Source organism: Bacillus sp. SRB3LM (genome assembly GCF_015712745.1).
Taxonomy (GTDB): Bacteria; Bacillota; Bacilli; order Bacillales; family Bacillaceae_G; genus Bacillus_A; species Bacillus_A thuringiensis_K.
The window spans coordinates 270,808-292,500 of sequence record NZ_VWVQ01000045.1 but is presented as its reverse complement, the minus strand read 5'-3'; the positions used below and the strand labels follow the sequence as shown (position 1 = coordinate 292,500).

Genomic DNA, 21,693 nt, shown 5'->3' with positions numbered 1-21,693 from the left:
CGGTATTCATCAATCGGTGTACGCTTTCCGTAACCATTTTTCGTTACAATTAGAACATTTACATCCTCTTCGACAATTTCCATACCTACAACTTGGTCTTCATCGCCCAACGTAATAGCTTTAACACCTGCAGCATTACGTCCCATAGAACGAACATCTTGTTCATTGAAACGAATTAGCATACCGTTACTTGTCCCGACAATAATATCCTTATCACCCGATGTTAAACGTACAGATATTACCTCATCCTCTTCACGAAGAGAAATTGCAATTAAACCATTTGTACGTATATTTGCAAATGATGAAAGTGGCGTTCTCTTAGAAACCCCTTGTTTTGTCGTAAAGAATAAGAACTGATCGTCACCAAATTCACGAATCGGAATAATAGCGTTAATCCACTCACCCTTATCTACCCCTAATAGGTTAATAATTGGTAGTCCTTTTGCAGTACGACTATACTCTGGAATTTCATATCCTTTCGTACGGTATACTTTACCCTTGTTTGTAAAGAATAAAATATGATCATGAGTAGACGTTGTTAATAAATGTTCAACAAAGTCATCATCATTCGTACCCATCCCTTGCACACCACGTCCCCCACGGTTCTGTGTTTTGTACGTAGAAGCTGGTAACCTCTTAATATAACCGTTATGAGTTAACGTAATCGCAATGTTTTGTTCAGGAATTAAATCTTCATCTTCAATAAATTCCATACCGCCAATTGTAATTTCTGTTCGTCTCTTATCATTGAAACGTTCTTTTACTTCTGTTAATTCTTCACGAATAATCTCAAGAACTTTCTCTTCATCTGCTAAAATCGCTTTTAATTCAGCAATTAACTTCATTAAGTCTTGATATTCTTGCTCAATTTTTTCACGTTCTAATCCAGTTAAGCGTTGCAGACGCATATCTAAAATCGCTTGCGCTTGTTTTTCACTTAAACCGAAACGTTCCATTAAGCCTTGCTTTGCAATATCTGCCGTTTTTGAACTACGAATTAACGTAATTACTTCATCAAGATGATCTAAAGCAATTCGTAATCCTTCTAAAATATGAGCACGTGCTTCTGCTTTTTCTAATTCATAAGCAGTACGTCTACGAATTACTACCTTCTGATGCTCTAAATAATGATATAGATTTTGTTTTAAATTTAGTACTTGTGGCTCTCCATTTACAAGAGACAACATATTAATACCGAAACTCGTTTGAAGCGCTGTATGTTTGTATAGATTGTTTAATAGTACGTTTGCATTAGCATCACGACGTACTTCCATGACAATACGCATACCATTACGATCTGATTCATCACGTAAATCTGTAATACCTTCAATTTTCTTATCGCGAACTAATTCTGCGATTTTTTCAATTAATCGTGCCTTATTAACTTGATAAGGTAGTTCAGTTACGATAATAGATTGTTTACCGTTTGACTTCTCTTCAATTTCAACCTTAGCACGAAGCATAATGGAACCGCGACCTGTTTCATAAGCTCTTCGAATTCCACTTCTTCCTAAAATTAAACCTGCCGTCGGAAAGTCTGGACCGGGAATATATTCCATCAATTCCGCGATAGTAATATCAGGATTATGACTTAATGCCAGCACACCATCAATTACTTCGCCAAGCTGATGCGGCGGTATATTTGTTGCCATACCAACAGCAATACCTGTTGTACCGTTTACTAATAAATTAGGGAAACGCGCTGGTAATACTATCGGTTCTCTTTCGGAACCATCATAGTTATCTTGATAATCAATTGTATTTTTTGAAATATCACGTATTAATTCCATAGAAATCTTAGACATTCTTGCCTCTGTATAACGCATTGCCGCTGCTGAATCTCCATCTACAGAACCGAAGTTACCATGCCCATCTACAAGCATATAACGTTGACTAAAATCTTGCGCCATACGTACCATTGTTTCATAAACGGCTGAATCACCATGAGGGTGATACTTACCGATTACTTCACCGACAATACGTGCTGATTTCTTATACGCTTTATCAGCTGTAATTCCTAAATCATTCATCGCATATAAAACCCTGCGATGTACAGGTTTTAACCCATCACGAACATCTGGTAATGCACGAGATACGATAACACTCATTGCGTAATCTAAAAATGAGGTACGCATTTCATGACTAATATTAATTTCTCGAATTCGTGCTTGTTGTTGATTGTCTGACATCAACGAGCACCTCCTCTTACATTTCCGTTACACATACATTGATTTATATGTAGAAGACAGGAATACTTAGATTCCTGTCATTACTCATTTAAATATCAAGGTTCTTCACGTATTTTGCATTCTCTTGAATAAAGTTACGACGTGGTTCCACTTTATCACCCATTAAAATTTCAAACGTTTCGTCTGCTTCTATTGCATCTTGAAGAGAAACTTGAAGTAACGAACGTACTTCTGGATCCATTGTCGTCTCCCATAGCTGAGTTGGATTCATCTCTCCAAGACCTTTATAACGTTGAATTCCTGGTTTTGGCTGGGCCGGTAGCTCAGCTAATATTTTTTCAAGTTCGTTATCATTATAAGCATATTGAATTTTTTTACCTTGTTGTATTTTAAACAAAGGTGGTTGTGCGATATATATATATCCACACTCAATTATTTGACGCATATAACGATAGAAGAACGTTAATAATAGGGTACGAATATGCGCACCATCAACATCGGCATCGGTCATAATAATAACTTTATGATAGCGTGCTTTTTCAATATCGAAGTCTCCACCAATATTTGTACCAATCGCCGTAATAATTGTACGAACTTCATCATTTGATAAAATCTTATCTAAGCGTGCCTTTTCAACATTAATAATTTTACCCTTCAACGGTAAAATTGCTTGGAAATGACGATCGCGTCCTTGTTTTGCAGATCCACCGGCAGAGTCACCCTCTACGATGTAAATTTCACTAATTGCTGGATCTTTCGAAGAGCAATCAGCTAATTTACCAGGTAAACTTGAAACTTCTAACGCACTCTTTCGACGTGTCAATTCACGCGCTTTTTTCGCAGCTACACGTGCACGTGCAGCCATCGTACCTTTTTCTACAATTTTTCGCGCTACATTAGGATTCTCTAGTAAGAACTTTTCAAATGCCTCTGAGAATACAGACTCTGTAATCGTTCTTGCTTCACTATTCCCAAGTTTTGTCTTCGTTTGTCCTTCAAATTGTGGATTTGGATGCTTAATTGATACAATTGCTGTTAAACCTTCACGAACATCCTCACCAGTTAAATTACTGTCCGCATCTTTTAAAATGCTGTTTTTACGACCATAGTCGTTGATTACACGAGTTAAAGCTGTCTTAAAACCTACCTCATGTGTACCACCTTCATACGTATGGATGTTATTCGTAAATGAGTAAATATTATTTGTGTATCCCTCGTTATATTGAAGAGAAACCTCAACCTGAATACCATCTTTTGAACCCTCTACGTACACAGGCTCTTCATGAATTGGTTGTTTTGAGCGATTTAAATGCTCAACGTATGATTTAATTCCACCTTCGTAATGGAATTCTTTCTTTTGCTTATGTTCACGTTTATCTTCAATTGTTAATTTAATATTACGATTTAAAAACGCTAATTCACGCATACGAGTTGCTAGCGTATCAAAATCGTATACTGTTGTTTCTTGGAAAATTTCCGGATCTGGTTTAAACCGAGTTATTGTTCCTGTTTGATCTGTGTCACCAATGACTTTTAAATCCGCAACCGGAATACCTCTTTCGTATTTTTGGTAATGAATTTTACCTTCACGATGTACAAATACTTCTAGTTCTGTTGATAGAGCATTTACAACCGATGCCCCAACACCATGTAAACCACCGGAAACTTTATAACCGCCACCGCCAAATTTACCACCGGCGTGGAGAACAGTCATAATAACTTCTACAGCTGGACGTCCCATTTTTTCTTGTATACCAACTGGAATACCACGCCCATTATCCGTTACACGAATACTATTATCTTCTTCGATACTAACAGTAATTTCATCACAATAACCTGCAAGTGCTTCATCAATACTATTATCTACGATTTCCCACACAAGATGGTGAAGCCCTTTTCCACTTGTAGATCCAATATACATACCAGGGCGTTTCCGAACTGCCTCTAGTCCTTCAAGCACCTGTATCTGACTTTCATCATATGCATTTTCTTGCATTTGCTTTTGTTCCATTGACACAAAGATCACCTACTTTTCCATTTAAACAGGGGTTATTCCCTATCTATTTCACAATCTACAGTGCCGTTCGTTACATGAATTGTTTTCGCTTCTTTTAATGTTTCGTGTTCAATTCCGTCGACACTCGTCGTTGTAACAAATGTTTGCACTTTTCCTTGAATTGTATTTAAAAGATGTGATTGACGATAATCATCTAATTCTGATAAAACATCATCCAACAAAAGGATTGGATATTCTTTAACCTCTGAATAAATCAATTCAATTTCAGCTAATTTTAGGGATAGTGCGGTCGTTCGTTGTTGTCCTTGCGAACCAAAGACTTGAACATTTTTACTATTAACGAAGAATTGTAAATCGTCACGATGAGGACCAATTAAAGTCGTACCACGGAAAATTTCACGTTGTTTCACAGATTGAAAACTTTCATAGTATACTTCTTTTATTTTCGACAAATCCATTGATTCTGATACATCTACACTTGGTTTATAGACAATTTCTAACTCTTCTAATCCACGGCTTATACCTCGATGAATTGGAGCTGCCCATTCCTGTAGCAAATGCAAAAATTCAAAACGTTTTTGCAGTATCTTCGCACCATGCTCAATTAGTTGAAGTGTAAATACATCCAACATCGTTTCCTCATTCTTACTATTCCCTTGCATTTTTTTCAACAAGTGATTTCGTTGCGTGAGCACCTTTTGATATTGACTTAATTCATACAAATATACAGGAGCTATTTGTCCTAATTCCATATCTAAAAAGCGTCTTCTTACTTGAGGGCTTCCTTTTACAAGATTTAAATCTTCTGGGGCAAACATGACAACGTTCATCACGCCAATATATTGACTTAACTTTTGTTGTTCAAGTTGATTTAATTTTGCCTTTTTACCTTTTTTCGAAATATTTAATTCCAAAGACAAAGAACTGTTTCTTTTTTGTAATTTCCCTTTTATTTGACCAAAATCTTCATCCCAGCGGATAAGTTCGCGATCATTAGAGGTTCTATGAGATTTCGCCATCGCTAAAACATAAATAGCTTCCATCAAATTTGTTTTCCCTTGTGCATTTTCGCCGATAATTACATTTACCTTATCTTCAAAGGAAAGCTCTAATTTTTCATAATTGCGATAGTTTTTTAATTGTATTTCTGAAATAAACAAAGGGCTCCCCCTTTATGCCTGAACTTGGAAAGTTCCGCTTCCTGGAATTTCAATAACATCATTCGCATATAGTTTGCGACCTCTTCTATTTTCAAGTTCGTTGTTCACGTACACTTCATATTCTTGTAAAAACCATTTTACAGCGCCACCTGTATCAATTACATCAGCTAACTTTAAAAATTGTCCTAGTGTAATATACTCTGTTGAAATTTTAATACGTTTCATAAAATCGCTCACTTTCTGAAAGTGTTCATTCTTTCATTGTACTAAATAAACTAGCATTAGGAAAGTAATACCCAAAAATCAAATAAGGGCCACTAGCATCTTTAAACTAGCAACCCTTATTCCTTACCTAGTAAGTACGAACCGGTAAAATTAATTGAATAATTGAATCATCATTTACTGTACGAATTAAGAACGGTCTCATCGCCCCAGTAAAGCTAACTTTAATCTCTGTACTATCCAAAGCTTTCAATGCATCCATCATATATTTTGCACTAAAAGATATTTTTAACTCTTCTCCATCTACTTTTTCACATTGTACTTCTTCGACAACTTTTCCGATTTCTGGTGAATTCGAAGAAATCTCTAGCATTTCTTGCTCTAAAGTTGATAATTTAACAACGTTATTGCGGCCATCTCTTGCTAATAGTGAAGCACGATCAATTGCTTGTAGGAATTCTTTTGTATTCACAAAAATATCCGTTTTACTCTCTGCCGGAATTAAACGTGTCGTATCAGGATAATTTCCTTCTAACAATCTTGAGAAGAATAATAAATGTTTTGTACGGAATAATACTTGATACTCCGTAATAACGATATCTACCATTTCTTCAGACTCATCTAAAATTTTACTTAATTCATTTAAGCTCTTACCTGGAATAACAACATTAGCTTGGAACTCATCTGCAATATTATGTCCTTCAATTTTTGCTTTTCGAAGTGCCAGTCTATGACTATCTGTTGCAATACAAGTTAACTCGCTGTTATATACCTTCCAGTTTACACCTGTCAAGATTGGTCTTGTTTCAGAAGTAGAAACTGCAAATACAGTTTGTCTGATCATATGCTTAAGTAAATCTGTTGGTATCTTAAATACATGATGTTCTTCAATCTGTGGCAATAACGGATATTCTGCAGAATCTAAACCATTTAAGTTAAACTCTGATTTTCCAGATTTTATTTTTGTCATAAAATGATTTTCCACAGAAATTTCGACAGTGTCTTTAGGTAGTTTTTTTACAATCTCACTAAAATATTTTGCTTGTAAAACAATGCTTCCTGATTGAGCTATTTCTACGATTTCTTTTCCATCTTCTTCGACTGGAATAAACGATTCAATAGAAATATCAGCATCGCTTCCTGTTAATGTAACCCCTTCTTCAGTAGCTACAACTTTAATTCCCGTAAGGATTGGGATTGTTGTACGAGAAGAAACTGCCTTCATTACATCTTGTACACCTCTTACAAGATAGTCTTTTTGTATTGTAAAACGCATAAAGAAAAACCTCCGGTAAGTATAAGATTTTATTTAATTAATAAAGATAAAAAATAGTAGTAATAGTAATAGGACTTGTGGATATGTGGATAACCCCTCTAAAGGATGTAAAAACAGTCTATCTACATGTGGATAGACTGTGCGTAAAACAAGGTAAGTTATTCACACTATTCAGCTACTACTTTAAAATACCATTAATTTCTTCAACTTGCTTTTGTAATTGCGTATCGGTTTTTAGTAGTTTAGAGATTTTTTCATGGGCATGGATAACTGTTGTATGATCACGTCCACCAAATTCTTCACCTATTTTTGGTAAAGAGGAATCTGTAAGCTCGCGTGATAAATACATTGCAATTTGGCGAGGAAACGCAACTGATTTTGTACGTTTTTTCGCTTTAAAATCTTCTAATTTCACTTGATAAACGTCCCCGACAGCTTTTTGAATATCATAAATAGAGATAATTTTCGGCTTAGAATTTGGAATAATATCTTTAAGTGCTTCAGCTGCTAAATCAGCATTAATATCTTTATTAATTAAAGATGAATAAGCTACAACTCGGATAAGTGCACCTTCTAATTCACGAATATTTGAATCAATTTGATTTGCGATATAAAGCATAACTTCATTTGGTATATCAAGCCCTTCAGCTTTTGCTTTTTTGCGTAAAATCGCAATTCGTGTTTCTAAATCTGGCGGCGTAATATCTGTAATGAGTCCCCATTCAAAGCGGGAACGAAGACGATCTTCTAAAGTCGGGATTTCTTTTGGTGGTCGATCACTAGAAATTACAATTTGTTTACTTTCTTCGTGTAATGCATTAAATGTATGGAAAAACTCTTCTTGAGTTTGTTCTTTTCCAGCAAGAAATTGAATATCATCTATCAATAAAACATCTACGTTGCGATATTTATTACGAAAATCAACAGCTTTATTATCACGAATAGAGTTAATAAATTCATTTGTAAATTTTTCTGATGATAAATATACAACTTTTGCATTTGGATTATGTTCAATTACATAATGACCAATCGCGTGCATTAAATGCGTCTTTCCAAGTCCAACGCCCCCGTAAATAAAGAGTGGATTATACGCTTTAGCTGGCGCCTCAGCTACAGCTAATGAAGCTGCATGGGCAAAACGGTTACCAGAGCCAATAACAAATGTATCAAATGTATATTTTGGATTTAACATGCTCTGTGGTAAATGAGCTGAATCATCTTGTGCTGGATTCGGCTTAACTGGAGGAAGATCAATGTCCTCTTCAGCTTGACTTTGGGGAATAATAAAGCGAATTGCTAATTTTGCCCCTGTTAAATCGTATAGTGTTTCTGAAATTAGTTCAGAGTAATGAGATTCTAGCCAGTCACGAGCAAATTCATTTGGAGCTGTAATCGTTAATACGTCTTTCTTCAAGTTATGAGCTGTTGTGGATTTTAACCATGTCTCATAACTAGGCTTGCTTACCTTTTTTTCTAATTCTTTTAAGGCACTATTCCATAAATCAGAGATATTTTCCAAAGGTGTCCCTCCTTTACTAAGTTGGTAAAAGAATAAGGTTGCGCAACAAATGTACAACCCAATAAATATAAAATGTATATTTATACGAAACGTATTTTAAAACCTAAAAACGTCGTTTGTATATGAAATAGGGTTTTCGACAAAAAAAGCAAATGTGGACAACTATTTACCCACATGTGATTAAAACTGTCCACATGTTATACACAAATTGTGGATAAAATAAAGATGTGGAAAACTTATTCAAAGTGAAAACACAACTATAATATCAAAAAAAAGTGGCTATAGCAATGAATTTAAGAAAGTTATCCACAAAATCAATACCTTGTGGAATAAACTTGTCCACAACACGATATACTGTGTAAAAGTGTGAAAAAAGTTTGTGGATATAAAAAACATTTATCCACAAGGAAATATAGGTGCTGTGAAAAAGTATGTGAATAGGTTCAAAATGAATATTTGATGAAAATTTCTAGAACCATTGACATTTTCCTAGTTGATTAACTATAATTTATAGGACTGTCTTTAACAGATATTCCTCAGGGAGGTGTCATATAATGAAAAGAACTTACCAACCAAATAAACGTAAGCGCAGCAAAGTACATGGTTTCCGCAGCCGTATGAGCACAGCGAACGGACGTAAAGTGCTAGCAGCTCGTCGTCGTAAAGGAAGAAAAGTATTATCTGCGTAGACCACTGATCGTTCAGTGGTCTTTTTTTCTAATAATAGTGAATTTCCGCTGATGAAATACAGGAGTGTCAATTGATATGAAGAAAAAACATCGTATAAAGAAGAATGATGAATTCCAGGCGGTTTTTCAAAAAGGAAAATCAAATGCGAATCGTCAGTTTGTTGTATACCAATTAGGTAAAGAAGAACAGCCAAACTTTCGCATCGGCCTTTCTGTTAGCAAGAAAATAGGAAATGCAGTAGTTCGTAATCGAATTAAGCGCATGATTCGTCAGGCTATTACAGAGTTAAAAGATGAGATAGATTCTGGAAAAGATTTTGTTATAATAGCAAGGAAGCCTTGTGCAGAGATGACATATGAAGAAGTAAAGAAAAGCTTAATTCATGTCTTTAAACGCTCTGGTATGAAAAGAATAAAAAAGTAGCGTAAGGAAATGAATTACACTATATACATACCGATACAAGGAGGAGTAGGCTTTGAAAAAGAAATTAGGTTTACTAGCCATGCTTATTGCATTAATGGCGATTACTGCTGGCTGTAGTGAAGTAAATCAGCCAATTACACCAAAAAGCACTGGAATTTGGAATGAATACTTCGTATACCCGCTTTCTCAGTTAATCACGTATTTTGCAAACTTATTTAACAGTAATTATGGTTTAGCAATTGTTGTTACGACTCTTATCATTCGTTTTGCGTTATTACCATTAATGATTAAACAAACGAAGAGTACGAAAGCGATGCAAGCGTTACAACCGGAAATGGTGAAGTTAAAAGAGAAATATAGCTCTAAAGATCAAGCGACACAGCAAAAACTGCAGCAAGAAATGATGCAGTTATACCAAAAAAATGGTGTAAATCCATTAGCTGGTTGTTTACCAATCTTTATTCAAATGCCAATTCTGTTCGCTTTTTATCATGCAATTATGAGAACAGCTGAAATTAAACAACATAGTTTCTTATGGTTCGATTTAGGACATGCAGACCCGTTTTATATCTTACCGGTCGTTGCAGCAATTACGACATTTATTCAGCAAAAGCTTGCAATGGCAGGAACAGCTGGTCAAAATCCACAAATGGCAATGATGCTTTGGCTTATGCCGATTATGATTTTAATCTTTGCAATTAACTTCCCAGCTGCATTATCACTTTACTGGGTTGTTGGTAATATCTTTGGTATTGCTCAAATGTACTTTATTAAAGGGCCAGAGATTAAGGCTAGTAAGGCTGGTAAAGCTGGAGGCTCAAGCAAGTGAGTGTAATTACTGCTAAAGGACAAACAGTCGAGCTGGCAGTAGAGGATGCTTTAAGGCAATTAAATACATCAAAAGATCGAGTAGATATAAATATTGTCGATGAGGGTAAAAGGGGATTCTTAGGTTTATTTGGGAATCGCCCTGCAGTAGTAGAAGTTGTATTGAAGAAAGATCCAATTCAAGAATGTGAAGAATATTTAAGAAATGTTATTCACGATATGGGTGTGGAAGTTGAGATTAGTAAAATTGTAAAAGGACGCGAAATCGAATTTACAATTTCTGGTGATGATGTAGGTGTTTTAATAGGGAAAAGAGGTAATACATTGAACTCTTTACAGTATTTAACAAAACTTGTCGCGAATCGTAACACGAAGCAGTATATCGGTATTACACTAGATGCTGAAAATTATCGTAGTAAAAGAAAAAGTACGTTAGAATCACTTTCTTATCGATTAGCCAAACAAGTATTTAATACGAAAAAAAGAGTTATTTTAGAACCGATGCCATCTTTTGAACGAAAAATTATTCATCAGGCATTATCAAATCATCAAGGTATCAATACAACTTCTGAAGGAAATGAACCACATCGGCATGTTGTAATATCTCCTAAATGACCGGTTGCTCAAATGAGTGCCGGTTTTTTTGAGCGAAAAATAGATGTGGATAACTAAAAAAACACTAAACTTATCCACTGTGAATAAGTTTAGTGTTTTTTACATGGGGATATAATAAAATGAGTTATTCTTCTTTTGTAGATAGGTTCGTTATGGTATCCTAATAATTTAGTGAAAGAAATAATCATGTTGAAATAGAGATAAATAAGCAAGTGAGGTGAAAGGACATGGAATTTGATACAATTGCTGCGATTTCCACAGCGCTTGGAGAGGGTGCAATTGCCATTGTTCGAGTAAGTGGGGATGATGCGGTTGAGAAAGTTGACCGTATTTTTAAGGGGAAGGATTTAACAGAGGTTCCTTCTCACACTATTCATTATGGTCATATTGTTGATTTAGATACAAATCAAGTTATTGAAGAAGTTATGGTGTCTATTATGCGCGCACCAAGGACTTTTACACGTGAAAATATAGTGGAAATTAACTGTCACGGTGGACTTGTTTCAGTAAATAAAGTATTGCAACTTATTCTAGCACAAGGAGTACGATTGGCAGAACCGGGCGAATTTACAAAACGTGCTTTTTTAAATGGACGTATCGATTTATCACAAGCAGAAGCGGTTATGGATTTGATTCGAGCAAAAACAGATCGTGCAATGAGTGTAGCAATTAATCAAATGGAAGGGCGATTATCTAAATTAATTGGTCTTTTGCGTCAAGAAATATTAGAAACATTAGCTCATGTTGAGGTAAATATAGATTATCCAGAATACGATGATGTAGAAGAGATGACACATAATATTTTAATTGAGAAAGCGACGCATGTTCGTTCGGAAATCGAAAAAATATTAGAAACATCAAAACAAGGGAAAATTTTACGTGAAGGTATTGCTACAGCAATTATCGGTAGACCTAACGTTGGGAAATCATCGTTATTAAATAGTCTTGTTCAGGAGAAAAAGGCAATTGTAACTGATATTGCAGGAACAACTCGTGATGTTATTGAAGAGTACGTTAACGTGCGTGGTGTACCTCTTAAACTTATAGATACAGCCGGTATTCGGGAGACAGAAGATGTTGTTGAACGAATTGGTGTGGAACGTTCAAAAGAAATGATGAGCCAAGCGGATTTAGTATTAGTTGTTGTCAACTATAGCGAGGCTTTAACAAATGAGGATGAAGATCTATTCCGTGCGGTACAAGGAAAAGACTTTATTGTTATTGTGAATAAGACTGATTTACCGCAAGTGATTGATATGGAACGTGTTACAGAGTTAGCCGCGGGAAATCGTGTTATTACAACATCCTTAATTGAGGAACAAGGAATAGATGAACTCGAAAAGGCAATAGCTGATTTATTCTTTGAAGGAACAATCGATTCTGCAGATATGACATATGTTTCTAATGCGAGACATATTGGATTATTAACACAAGCAGGAAAAACAATCGATGATGCAGTTGAGGCGATTGAAAATGGTGTACCAATTGATATGGTACAAATTGATTTAACAAGAACGTGGGAAATACTTGGTGAAATTACTGGGGACACAGTGCATGAAAGCTTAATTGACCAGTTGTTCTCTCAATTTTGTTTAGGAAAATAATATAGTGAAGTTGTAGAAAGATAGAGATTATTAGGAGGAATAAACAATGGGATACAATGCCGGTTCATACGATGTCATAGTAATCGGTGCAGGTCATGCAGGATGTGAAGCTGGTCTTGCGGCAGCACGAATGGGCTCAAAAACATTAATGTTAACAATTAACTTGGATATGGTAGCATTCATGCCATGTAACCCTTCTGTTGGTGGACCAGCAAAAGGGATTGTTGTTCGTGAAATTGATGCATTAGGCGGAGAAATGGGACGTAATATTGATAAAACTCATATTCAAATGCGTATGCTAAATACAGGTAAGGGGCCAGCCGTACGTGCACTTCGAGCGCAAGCTGATAAATTCGCTTACCAACATGAATTAAAGAAAACAATTGAAGAAACACCAAACTTAACGTTGTTCCAAGGAATGGTAGAGCGTTTAATCGTTGAAGAAGGTGTATGTAAAGGGGTAGTTACACAAGCTGGTGCAGAATATACAGCAAAAACAGTTGTAATTACAACTGGAACATTTTTACGCGGCGAGATTATCATGGGCGACTTAAAATATTCAAGTGGTCCAAATAACCAGCAACCGTCTATTACATTATCTGAGCATTTAGAGGAGCTTGGATTTGATCTTGTGAGATTTAAAACAGGGACACCTCCTCGTGTAAACAGTAATACAATTGACTACAGTAAAACAGAAATTCAACCAGGTGATGATAAGCCACGTGCGTTCTCTTTTGAAACAACGAAATTTATTATGGATCAAATTCCATGTTGGTTGACATATACAAGTACAGAAACACACCGTTTAATAGATGAAAATTTACATCGTTCAGCTATGTATTCTGGTATGATTAAAGGAACAGGTCCTAGATACTGTCCTTCTATTGAAGACAAAGTAGTAAGATTTAATGATAAACCACGTCATCAAATTTTCTTAGAGCCAGAAGGGCGTAATACACAAGAAGTATATGTACAAGGTTTATCCACAAGCTTACCAGAAGATGTACAACGTGACATGCTTAGAACAATTCCAGGCCTAGAAAATGTTGAAATGATGCGTACAGGTTATGCAATTGAATATGATGCAATTGTGCCAACACAACTATGGCCAACACTTGAAACGAAAAAGATTAAAAATTTATATACAGCAGGACAAATTAATGGAACTTCTGGTTACGAAGAGGCGGCCGGACAAGGGCTTATGGCTGGAATTAATGCAGCATGCCGTTCTTTAGGTAAAGAAGAAGTTGTTTTAGGTCGCGAGGATGCTTATATTGGCGTCTTAATTGATGATCTTGTAACGAAAGGTACAAATGAACCATATCGTTTATTAACGTCTCGTGCAGAATACCGTCTATTATTACGCCACGATAATGCTGATCTTCGTTTAACTGAAGTTGGTCGTAAAATTGGATTAATTAAAGAAGAGCGCTATGAGCGATTTACAAATAAAAAATTACAAATTGAACAGGAAAAGGAACGTTTAAGCAGCATTATTATTAAACCACGTCCTGAAGTTCAAGAATTAATTCGCAATATTGGCGGAAGTGAATTGAAAGATGGAATACGTGCAAGTGACTTATTACGTCGTCCAGAGATGACATATGAGCATATTCATCTTTTAGTACCAAGTGAAGTAGAATTAAGTGATGAAGTTAAAGAACAAGTTGAAATTCAGATTAAGTATGAAGGATATATTGAAAAATCTTTACAGCAAGTAGAGCGTATGAAGAAAATGGAGAATAAAAAAATCCCTGTAGATATTGATTATGATGCGATTTCTAGCATTGCTTCAGAAGCTAGACAGAAATTAAAAGATGTTCGTCCACTTTCAATGGGGCAGGCTTCACGTATTTCTGGCGTAAATCCAGCGGATATTTCCATTTTACTTGTGTATATAGAACAAGGAAAAATTGCACGCGTATCGAACCAATAAATAGTAAGGAGATATTGCTAGATGAACATAGAACAATTTCAATCTATGCTAGAAGAGAAGGGAATCACCCTCTCTTCTAGACAGTTAGAGCAGTTCAAAATCTACTTTGAAACATTAGTAGAGTGGAATGAAAAAATGAACTTAACGGCTATTACAGAAAAAGAAGAAGTATATTTAAAACACTTTTTTGATTCCATTACAGCTGCTTTTTATTATGATTTTTCAAAACCATTCTCAATTTGCGATGTTGGTGCAGGGGCTGGATTCCCAAGTATTCCTTTAAAAATTTGTTTCCCGCATTTAAAAGTAACAATTGTAGATTCGTTGCAAAAACGTATTAATTTCTTAAATCACTTAGCACAAAAGTTAGAATTAAGTGATGTTGCATTTTGTCACGATCGTGCTGAAACGTTTGGGAAAAAAGAAGGTGTACGTGAATCATACGATATTGTAATGGCACGTGCAGTTGCGCGTCTTTCTGTATTAAGTGAGCTATGTTTACCGCTTGTAAAAGTTGGAGGAACATTCATTGCAATGAAAGGTGCAGCAGCAAACGAAGAAATTGAAAATGGCAAGTATGCTTTAGAGGTGCTAGGCGGAGAGTTAAAAGAGATGTCTACGTTCCAATTACCGTTTGAAGAGAGTGAACGTAATATTTTATTAATCGAGAAAAAGCGCAAGACACCAAAGAAATATCCACGCAAACCGGGAACACCCAATAAATTACCTATTGAAAAATAAATCTTATTAGACGTAAGATTAAATTATATAAATGAAAACGTAAATGTTTCATAGGAAACATTTTATGGAGAATAGTCAATAGGCCTAAAAGGTGGTGGAATATGTATGAAAAATACGTTTTCTCGTTTATTTGGCTTTGGAGATAAAGAGAGCGAATTCGAATTACAAGACGAAAGCCATGAAGAGATAGATAAAAAGGTATATGAAGAAATACAAGAAATTCCGATAGTAAATATTACCCCTAACCGTTATCAACCAAGAACAGTTTTTGATGATGCGCGTATTGATGAGCTAGCATTAACAATTCGTACACATGGACTTATTCAGCCGATTGTTGTAAGGCAATATGAGGATGATAAGTACGAGATTATTGCTGGAGAAAGACGTTTTCGCGCGGCAACAAAGTTAGGGTGGGAAAAGGTTCCTGCAATTATAAAGAACTTAAATGATACAGAGACAGCTTCTGTAGCTTTAATTGAAAACTTGCAACGTGAGGAACTAACGGCAATCGAGGAAGCTGTGGCATATCAAAAGCTGATTGAGTTACATAATTTAACACAAGAAGCATTGGCACAACGACTTGGAAAAGGACAATCTACAATCGCAAATAAGTTGCGATTGTTAAAGTTGCCTGAAGAAATAAAAAGTGCATTATTAGAAAAAAGCATTACAGAACGTCATGCCCGCGCTCTCATTCCTTTAAAAAATGAGGAATTACAACTGAAGGTTTTACAGGAAATTGTGGAGAAACAACTAAATGTAAAGCAAACAGAAGAACGAATTGCGAAGTTACTAGAGGAAGCGAAACCGAAGCGTAAGGCAAAGCAAAAAGCAGTAAGTCGAGATACGAGGATTGCTATGAATACAATTAGACAATCTTTACAAATGGTTACTGAAAGTGGTTTGAATGTTAATTCTGAGGAAGAAGAATTTGATGAGTACTATCAAATTACAATTAAAATTCCAAAGAAAAAATAATAATGACGTGCTAGAGACCTTATCCTATTGGAGAGGTCTCTTTTACTATATTTTCTTGTTAAATGAAGAAGGAGTTTAGAAATAAATTTTGAAGTTTAATAAAGGACGTAAAAGAAAAAGTTTTATTTCATGTTACAATAAACGTAATTGTTACTAGAATAAGATAGAAAGGTTGAAAGTAGGTGACATCATGGGAAAAATCATTGCTATTGCTAATCAAAAAGGCGGTGTTGGAAAAACAACAACATCTGTTAATTTAGGGGCTGGATTGGCGCAAGTAGGTAAAAAAGTCCTTCTTGTAGATATTGATGCTCAAGGAAATGCAACGACTGGTGTGGGAATTGAAAAATCTGAATTAGATCAATGTATTTACAACGTTCTTGTGGAAGATGCAGATGTTCAAGGGGTTATACAGAAAACCGCAACTGAAAACTTAGATGTTCTACCCGCTACAATTCAATTAGCTGGTGCTGAAATTGAATTGGTACCGACTATTTCCCGGGAAGTACGTTTGCAAAGAGCATTACAGCCAGTTCGTGATGAATATGACTATATTATTATCGACTGTCCCCCATCTTTAGGGTTATTAACGATTAATGCATTAACAGCAGCAGATTCTGTTATTATTCCTGTACAGTGTGAATATTACGCACTAGAAGGGTTAAGTCAGCTATTAAATACAGTTCGACTTGTACAAAAACATTTAAATAAAAATTTAGCAATTCAAGGTGTATTGTTAACAATGTTGGATGCCCGTACAAATTTAGGGATCCAAGTTATAGATGAAGTGAAAAAGTATTTTAGGGATAAAGTATATCGCTCGATTATTCCGCGTAATGTACGCTTGAGCGAGGCTCCAAGTCATGGGAAACCTATTATGCAGTATGACGCTAAATCAAGAGGAGCAGAAGTATATATAGATTTAGCAGAGGAAGTGATTGCAGGTGGCTAAAGGATTAGGAAGAGGAATTAATGTGTTTTTTCCTGATTTAGATGTGAAAGAAGAGGAAACAATTCAGGAGATTCTTGTAACTGAATTAAGGCCGAATCCATATCAACCGCGTAAACACTTTAATAAAGAGGCGATTCAGGAATTAGCAATTTCGATTAAGGAACACGGTATCCTACAACCATTAATTGCTAGGAAGAGTATTAAAGGATATGAAATTGTTGCAGGTGAAAGACGATTTCGTGCTGCAAAAGAGGCTGGTTTAGAAAAAGTACCTGCGGTTGTAAGACAATTAACTGAACAGCAAATGATGGAATTTGCTTTGTTAGAAAACTTACAACGAGAAGATTTAAATCCTATGGAAGAGGCAATGGCATACCAGATGTTAATGAATGAGCTAAATGTAACGCAAGAACAATTAGCGAAACGTCTTGGTAAAAGCAGACCTTACATTGCAAATTATACTCGGTTATTAAGCCTACCTTCTTTCGTACAAGATATGATTGCAAATGGTCAACTTTCAATGGCTCATGGGAGAACTTTACTTACGATAAAAGATGAAGAACAATTGAAGTCCTTATTGAAACGCATTGAAAAAGAAGGATTAAATGTTCGTCAATTAGAGAAAATCGTCCAAGAGATTAATCAACACGTTTCACGTGAAACAAAAAAAGTGAAAAAAGAGCGGAATATATTTTTCGTAGAACGTGAAACGTTCTTAAGAGAAAAGTTTGGCACAGATGTGAAAATTAAAGAAACGAAAAAAGAAAAAGGTAAAATCGAAATTGAATTTTTCAATAAAGAGGATTTAAATCGTATTTTAGAATTATTAGCGCAGAAAAACTAAAAAGCAAACCATCTTATTATTTATAGATGGTTTGCCTTTTTTAATACAGATAATTTTTGATCTGTTTCTTTTATACTTTGTGCAATTACATCAGCCATTTTCATGACTAAACTTAATCTTGTATTTTGCAGGACGAAAAACTCCATAAAACCGTTTAGATTTACGATGCCATGAATATGTAAATCACCAACTGCAGGTAATTTCTTGTTCATTGCAGCTCCAGGTTTACTAGGCCCCATTCCGGTAGTGATAGAACCGATACTTTGAGATTTTCCTAAACAGGCATCAACCGCAATTATAAACGAGGTAGGATTATCTTTCTGTATATTCTGAATCCTCTCTTCTAAATTTAGTGCATGGACTGGCTCATCTAGTGTGCCGAACACTTGGAAGTTTGTAATTCCTACTTGTTCTAGTTTTGTACCGACTAACGGACCGAGTGCATCACCTGTAGAACGATCTGTTCCGATACAAACGAGAATAATTGGTATATGGGTTTTAATAGGAATGTGGGAAAGTAAGAAGTTACTAATTGTCTCGGAGGCTTTTAAATCTTGGTGCATAACATTTTGAGTTTCTTTTTCGAAAAAAGGTAAGCGAAAACTTCCAATATTCATGAAGCACCCATCCTTTTAATAAATTTTCAAAATATGTTATATGGTGAGTAAAATGGAAAACTATAAGTGCGTACTTACTGTAAAACTTAAGCGAAAACGGAAATAATAGTACTAGTATATATATATTCGCTCCATTTTATACCTGTAGAGAAGTTAACAAATACAATTAAAGTCATAAAAATTTTTCAGCAATTAGAAGACTTCTGATACAATAGGAAGGATAACTAAAAAGAAATTTTGGCTGGAGAGGTAGAGGTACATGGATTTATTAACGAAGTGGTTTAATTCTACGAAACAGTATTTATTAGATGCTGATCGTTGGGCAGATATTGGAATTGCGGCATTAAAAATATGTATCATTTTAACAATTGGTGCAATTGTAGTGAGAATTGCAAGAGCGGTTGTACGAAATGCGTTTCGTATGGGAAGTCGTTCTCCAATTCAAATTTCAGAACGTCGTACAGTTACAGTAGCAAAGTTACTTGAAAATATCGTGGCATACGTTGTTATGTTCATTATGTTAATTGCGATTTTAGGTGTGTTTAATATTAATGCATCAGGTTTATTAGCCGGTGCTGGGGTAATTGGTTTAGCTGTCGGATTTGGCGCTCAAAGTTTAGTGAAAGACGTTATTACAGGTTTATTTATTTTGTTAGAAGATCAGTTTTCAGTTGGCGATTATGTTAAAATCGGTCAATTTGAAGGAGTCGTTTTAGAAATTGGACTTCGTACAACGAAAGTAAAGAGTTGGACAGGTGAAATTCATACCTTACCAAACGGAAGTATTATTCAAGTTACTAACTACTCAGTTAGTAATAGTGTAGCGTTTGTTGATATATCTATTTCATATGAGGCTGATATTGCGAAAGCAGAGCAAGTTATTGAAGATTTATTAGTAGAATTACCTTCAAAGTACGAGAAAATGGTAACAACACCTCAATTATTAGGTGTGCAAACATTAGCTGCCTCAGAAGTTATATTACGTGTTATTGCTGAAGTAGAACCGATGCAACATGCAGTTATTGCAAGGGCACTTCGTAAAGAGATTAAAAATCGTCTTGATTTACATGGAATTGAAATTCCATATCCACGTATGGTTTTATATAATCGTGAAGAATTAGTTAGTGGAAAAGCAATTTAGTATGGAGAGGAGTTTGGAGAGTGGAGCAAAAGGAATATAACTTGTATGATGTTGTGGAAATGAAGAAAGCCCATCCATGTGGCGAGAATCGTTGGAAAATTATTCGTATGGGAATGGATATCCGCATTAAGTGCGAGGGGTGTGACCATTCAGTAATGATTCCTCGAAGAGAGTTTGATCGTAAGGTGAAAAAAATACTTGTGAAGCACGAAGAATAGAGCGAGAGTAACAGTTACAGTAGGTAACTGTTACTTTTTTTCGTTTAGCGGAAACTTGTCATTTTTTTCGTTACTATCTATAATGATGAAAGATTGAGACATAGGAGTGAAAAATATGGGATTAACGGCTGGGATTGTTGGATTACCTAACGTAGGGAAGTCAACTTTATTTAATGCAATTACACAAGCAGGAGCAGAATCTGCAAACTATCCATTCTGTACAATTGATCCAAACGTAGGGATTGTAGAAGTACCAGATGAGCGTTTAAATAAATTAACGGAATTAGTAGAACCGAAAAAAACTGTTCCGACTGTATTTGAATTTACTGATATTGCGGGTATCGTAAAAGGTGCTAGTAAAGGTGAAGGATTAGGAAATAAATTCTTATCGCACATTCGCCAAGTAGATGCAATTTGCCAAGTTGTTCGTTGTTTTGAAGACGAAAATATTACGCACGTTTCAGGGAAAGTAGATCCGATTGATGATATTGAAACAATCAACTTAGAGCTAATTTTAGCGGATCTAGAATCTGTTGATAAACGTATCGAGCGTGTTGCAAAATTAGCAAGACAAAAAGATAAAGAAGCAGTATACGAGCATGAAATTTTAGTTCGCTTAAAAGAAGCTTTTGAAGAGGGCAAACCGGCTCGTACTGTTGAATTTACAGAAGAGCAAATGAAAATCGTTAAAGGCCTTCATTTACTTACAACGAAAGAAATGCTATACGTAGCAAACGTAAGTGAAGATGATGTTATGGATCCTTCTGAAAACAAATACGTAAAAATGGTAAAAGAATTTGCTGCAAATGAAAATTCTCAAGTAATCGTTGTATGTGCAAAAATCGAAGAAGAAATCGCTGAACTAGACGAGGAAGAGAAAAAAGTATTCCTTGAAGAACTAGGCATTGAAGAATCTGGTTTAGATCAATTAATTCGTGCTGCATACAATTTATTAGGACTTGCTACTTACTTCACGGCTGGCGTTCAAGAAGTACGTGCTTGGACATTTAAACAAGGAATGAAGGCACCACAATGTGCTGGTGTTATTCATACAGACTTTGAACGTGGATTTATTCGTGCAGAAACAGTTTCTTACGATGACTTAATGACAAACGGTTCTATGACAGCTGCAAAAGAGGCTGGAAAAGTACGTTTAGAAGGAAAAGAATATATCGTAAAAGACGGAGATGTTATGCACTTCCGTTTTAACGTTTAATTTAATATTTCCTAGGAAAAATAAAGATATGAGCTTGGCAAATATATTATATGTTTGCCAAGTTTTTTATGTATTGGTGAGTTGATTCATATAACTTACTATGATATAATCTAAACTCGTGAGTAATTACTATAAATTAATTGCTCCTTGCCCATTACGGGCCGTTTAGACCAAAAGGAGGTGAAAGTGTAATGAGAAAGTACGAAATTATGTACATCATTCGTCCTGGCGTTGAAGAAGAAGCTCAAAAAGCTTTAGTTGAACGTTTTGCAGGTGTTTTAACAAACAATGGTGCAGAAATCATTAACACGAAAGAGTGGGGTAAGCGTCGTTTAGCTTACGAAATCAACGACTTACGTGAAGGTTTCTACATGATCTTAAACGTGAAATCTAACGCAGAAGCGATTAACGAATTCGACCGTTTAGCTAAGATCAACGAAGATATCCTTCGTCATATCGTTGTTAAAGAAGAAGAAAAATAATTGATATATAAGGGAGAGTGGTTCG

21 protein-coding genes (1 of these 21 only partly in view) are annotated in these 21,693 nt (G+C 35.4%); 14 read left to right on the top strand and 7 right to left on the bottom strand.

Translation table 11 applies throughout. The features are described from left to right. From gyrA to dnaA, 6 genes are all read right to left on the bottom strand, one after another. On the bottom strand, window positions 1-2,189 hold the 5' portion of the coding sequence (gene gyrA / locus F3I02_RS19120; protein WP_001282864.1) for a DNA gyrase subunit A. 283 nt of this gene lie to the left of the window's left edge; only the first 2,189 of its 2,472 coding nucleotides appear in the window; the start codon lies at window positions 2,187-2,189; its stop codon lies beyond the left edge, outside the window. 88 nt (window positions 2,190-2,277) lie between these two features. After that, complete coding sequence (gene gyrB, locus F3I02_RS19115) at window positions 2,278-4,200, bottom strand: DNA topoisomerase (ATP-hydrolyzing) subunit B (protein WP_196478301.1); 1,923 nt, start codon at window positions 4,198-4,200, stop codon at window positions 2,278-2,280. A gap of 38 nt (window positions 4,201-4,238) precedes the next feature. Further along, a complete protein-coding gene (gene recF, locus F3I02_RS19110) occupies window positions 4,239-5,366 on the bottom strand; it encodes a DNA replication/repair protein RecF (protein ID WP_000470745.1) in 1,128 nt (375 codons plus the stop codon). 12 nt (window positions 5,367-5,378) lie between these two features. Continuing rightward, window positions 5,379-5,591 carry a S4 domain-containing protein YaaA gene (gene yaaA / locus F3I02_RS19105; RefSeq protein ID WP_000821364.1) on the bottom strand — a complete coding sequence of 71 codons (213 nt, stop codon included), beginning with the start codon at window positions 5,589-5,591 and terminating at the stop codon, window positions 5,379-5,381. Window positions 5,592-5,718: 127 nt separating this feature from the next. Further along, the gene (gene dnaN / locus F3I02_RS19100; protein WP_001212884.1) at window positions 5,719-6,864 is read right to left on the bottom strand and encodes a DNA polymerase III subunit beta; all 1,146 of its coding nucleotides are present in this window, start codon (window positions 6,862-6,864) and stop codon (window positions 5,719-5,721) included. A gap of 178 nt (window positions 6,865-7,042) precedes the next feature. Beyond that, window positions 7,043-8,383, bottom strand: a complete 1,341-nt coding sequence (gene dnaA / locus F3I02_RS19095) for a chromosomal replication initiator protein DnaA (protein ID WP_000428017.1) — start codon at window positions 8,381-8,383, stop codon at window positions 7,043-7,045. Window positions 8,384-8,937: 554 nt separating this feature from the next. On the opposite strand from dnaA, the gene rpmH reads away from it, so the two are divergent. The 10 genes from rpmH (at window position 8,938) to spo0J (ending at window position 17,994) form a co-directional block, all read left to right on the top strand. Further along, on the top strand, window positions 8,938-9,072 hold the full coding sequence (gene rpmH, locus F3I02_RS19090; protein WP_000831901.1) for a 50S ribosomal protein L34: 135 nt from the start codon (window positions 8,938-8,940) through the stop codon (window positions 9,070-9,072). 76 nt (window positions 9,073-9,148) lie between these two features. Beyond that, window positions 9,149-9,496, top strand: a complete 348-nt coding sequence (gene rnpA / locus F3I02_RS19085; protein ID WP_046945235.1) for a ribonuclease P protein component — start codon at window positions 9,149-9,151, stop codon at window positions 9,494-9,496. Between the two features lie 52 nt (window positions 9,497-9,548). After that, entirely contained in the window at window positions 9,549-10,325 is a 777-nt protein-coding gene (gene spoIIIJ / locus F3I02_RS19080; protein WP_000727734.1) for a YidC family membrane integrase SpoIIIJ, read from the top strand. Further along, window positions 10,322-10,939 carry an RNA-binding cell elongation regulator Jag/EloR gene (gene jag / locus F3I02_RS19075; RefSeq protein WP_000111513.1) on the top strand — a complete coding sequence of 206 codons (618 nt, stop codon included), beginning with the start codon at window positions 10,322-10,324 and terminating at the stop codon, window positions 10,937-10,939. The genes spoIIIJ and jag overlap by 4 nt, the downstream gene beginning before the upstream one ends. 227 nt (window positions 10,940-11,166) lie before the next feature. Further along, window positions 11,167-12,543: a tRNA uridine-5-carboxymethylaminomethyl(34) synthesis GTPase MnmE gene (gene mnmE / locus F3I02_RS19070; protein ID WP_196478300.1), complete on the top strand. Its 1,377-nt coding sequence runs from the start codon at window positions 11,167-11,169 to the stop codon at window positions 12,541-12,543. Between the two features lie 46 nt (window positions 12,544-12,589). Then, complete coding sequence (mnmG, locus tag F3I02_RS19065) at window positions 12,590-14,479, top strand: tRNA uridine-5-carboxymethylaminomethyl(34) synthesis enzyme MnmG (protein ID WP_000541028.1); 1,890 nt, start codon at window positions 12,590-12,592, stop codon at window positions 14,477-14,479. A gap of 21 nt (window positions 14,480-14,500) precedes the next feature. Then, window positions 14,501-15,220: a 16S rRNA (guanine(527)-N(7))-methyltransferase RsmG gene (gene rsmG / locus F3I02_RS19060; RefSeq protein WP_001019628.1), complete on the top strand. Its 720-nt coding sequence runs from the start codon at window positions 14,501-14,503 to the stop codon at window positions 15,218-15,220. A 105-nt stretch (window positions 15,221-15,325) separates the two neighbouring features. Beyond that, window positions 15,326-16,198 (top strand): nucleoid occlusion protein, encoded by an 873-nt coding sequence (gene noc / locus F3I02_RS19055; RefSeq protein ID WP_000799016.1) that lies wholly within the window; start codon window positions 15,326-15,328, stop codon window positions 16,196-16,198. 190 nt (window positions 16,199-16,388) lie between these two features. Further along, the gene (gene soj / locus F3I02_RS19050; RefSeq protein WP_000516114.1) at window positions 16,389-17,150 is read left to right on the top strand and encodes a sporulation initiation inhibitor protein Soj; all 762 of its coding nucleotides are present in this window, start codon (window positions 16,389-16,391) and stop codon (window positions 17,148-17,150) included. Then, window positions 17,143-17,994, top strand: coding sequence for a stage 0 sporulation protein Spo0J (gene spo0J, locus F3I02_RS19045; protein ID WP_001051832.1), 852 nt, complete (start codon window positions 17,143-17,145; stop codon window positions 17,992-17,994). Before soj ends, spo0J begins: the two co-directional genes overlap by 8 nt. 20 nt (window positions 17,995-18,014) lie before the next feature. Here spo0J and yyaC read toward each other — a convergent pair whose 3' ends face one another. Next, window positions 18,015-18,611 (bottom strand): spore protease YyaC, encoded by a 597-nt coding sequence (yyaC, locus tag F3I02_RS19040; RefSeq protein ID WP_196478299.1) that lies wholly within the window; start codon window positions 18,609-18,611, stop codon window positions 18,015-18,017. A 259-nt stretch (window positions 18,612-18,870) separates the two neighbouring features. Between yyaC and F3I02_RS19035 the strand changes: the two genes are divergently transcribed. The 4 genes from F3I02_RS19035 (at window position 18,871) to rpsF (ending at window position 21,668) form a co-directional block, all read left to right on the top strand. Next, entirely contained in the window at window positions 18,871-19,752 is an 882-nt protein-coding gene (locus tag F3I02_RS19035; protein ID WP_000365109.1) for a mechanosensitive ion channel family protein, read from the top strand. 20 nt (window positions 19,753-19,772) lie between these two features. Next, entirely contained in the window at window positions 19,773-19,970 is a 198-nt protein-coding gene (locus F3I02_RS19030; RefSeq protein WP_000435485.1) for a DUF951 domain-containing protein, read from the top strand. Window positions 19,971-20,085: 115 nt separating this feature from the next. After that, entirely contained in the window at window positions 20,086-21,186 is a 1,101-nt protein-coding gene (ychF, locus tag F3I02_RS19025) for a redox-regulated ATPase YchF (protein WP_000524671.1), read from the top strand. A 191-nt stretch (window positions 21,187-21,377) separates the two neighbouring features. Further along, window positions 21,378-21,668: a 30S ribosomal protein S6 gene (rpsF, locus tag F3I02_RS19020; RefSeq protein ID WP_001233778.1), complete on the top strand. Its 291-nt coding sequence runs from the start codon at window positions 21,378-21,380 to the stop codon at window positions 21,666-21,668. Window positions 21,669-21,693: the final 25 nt, after the last annotated feature.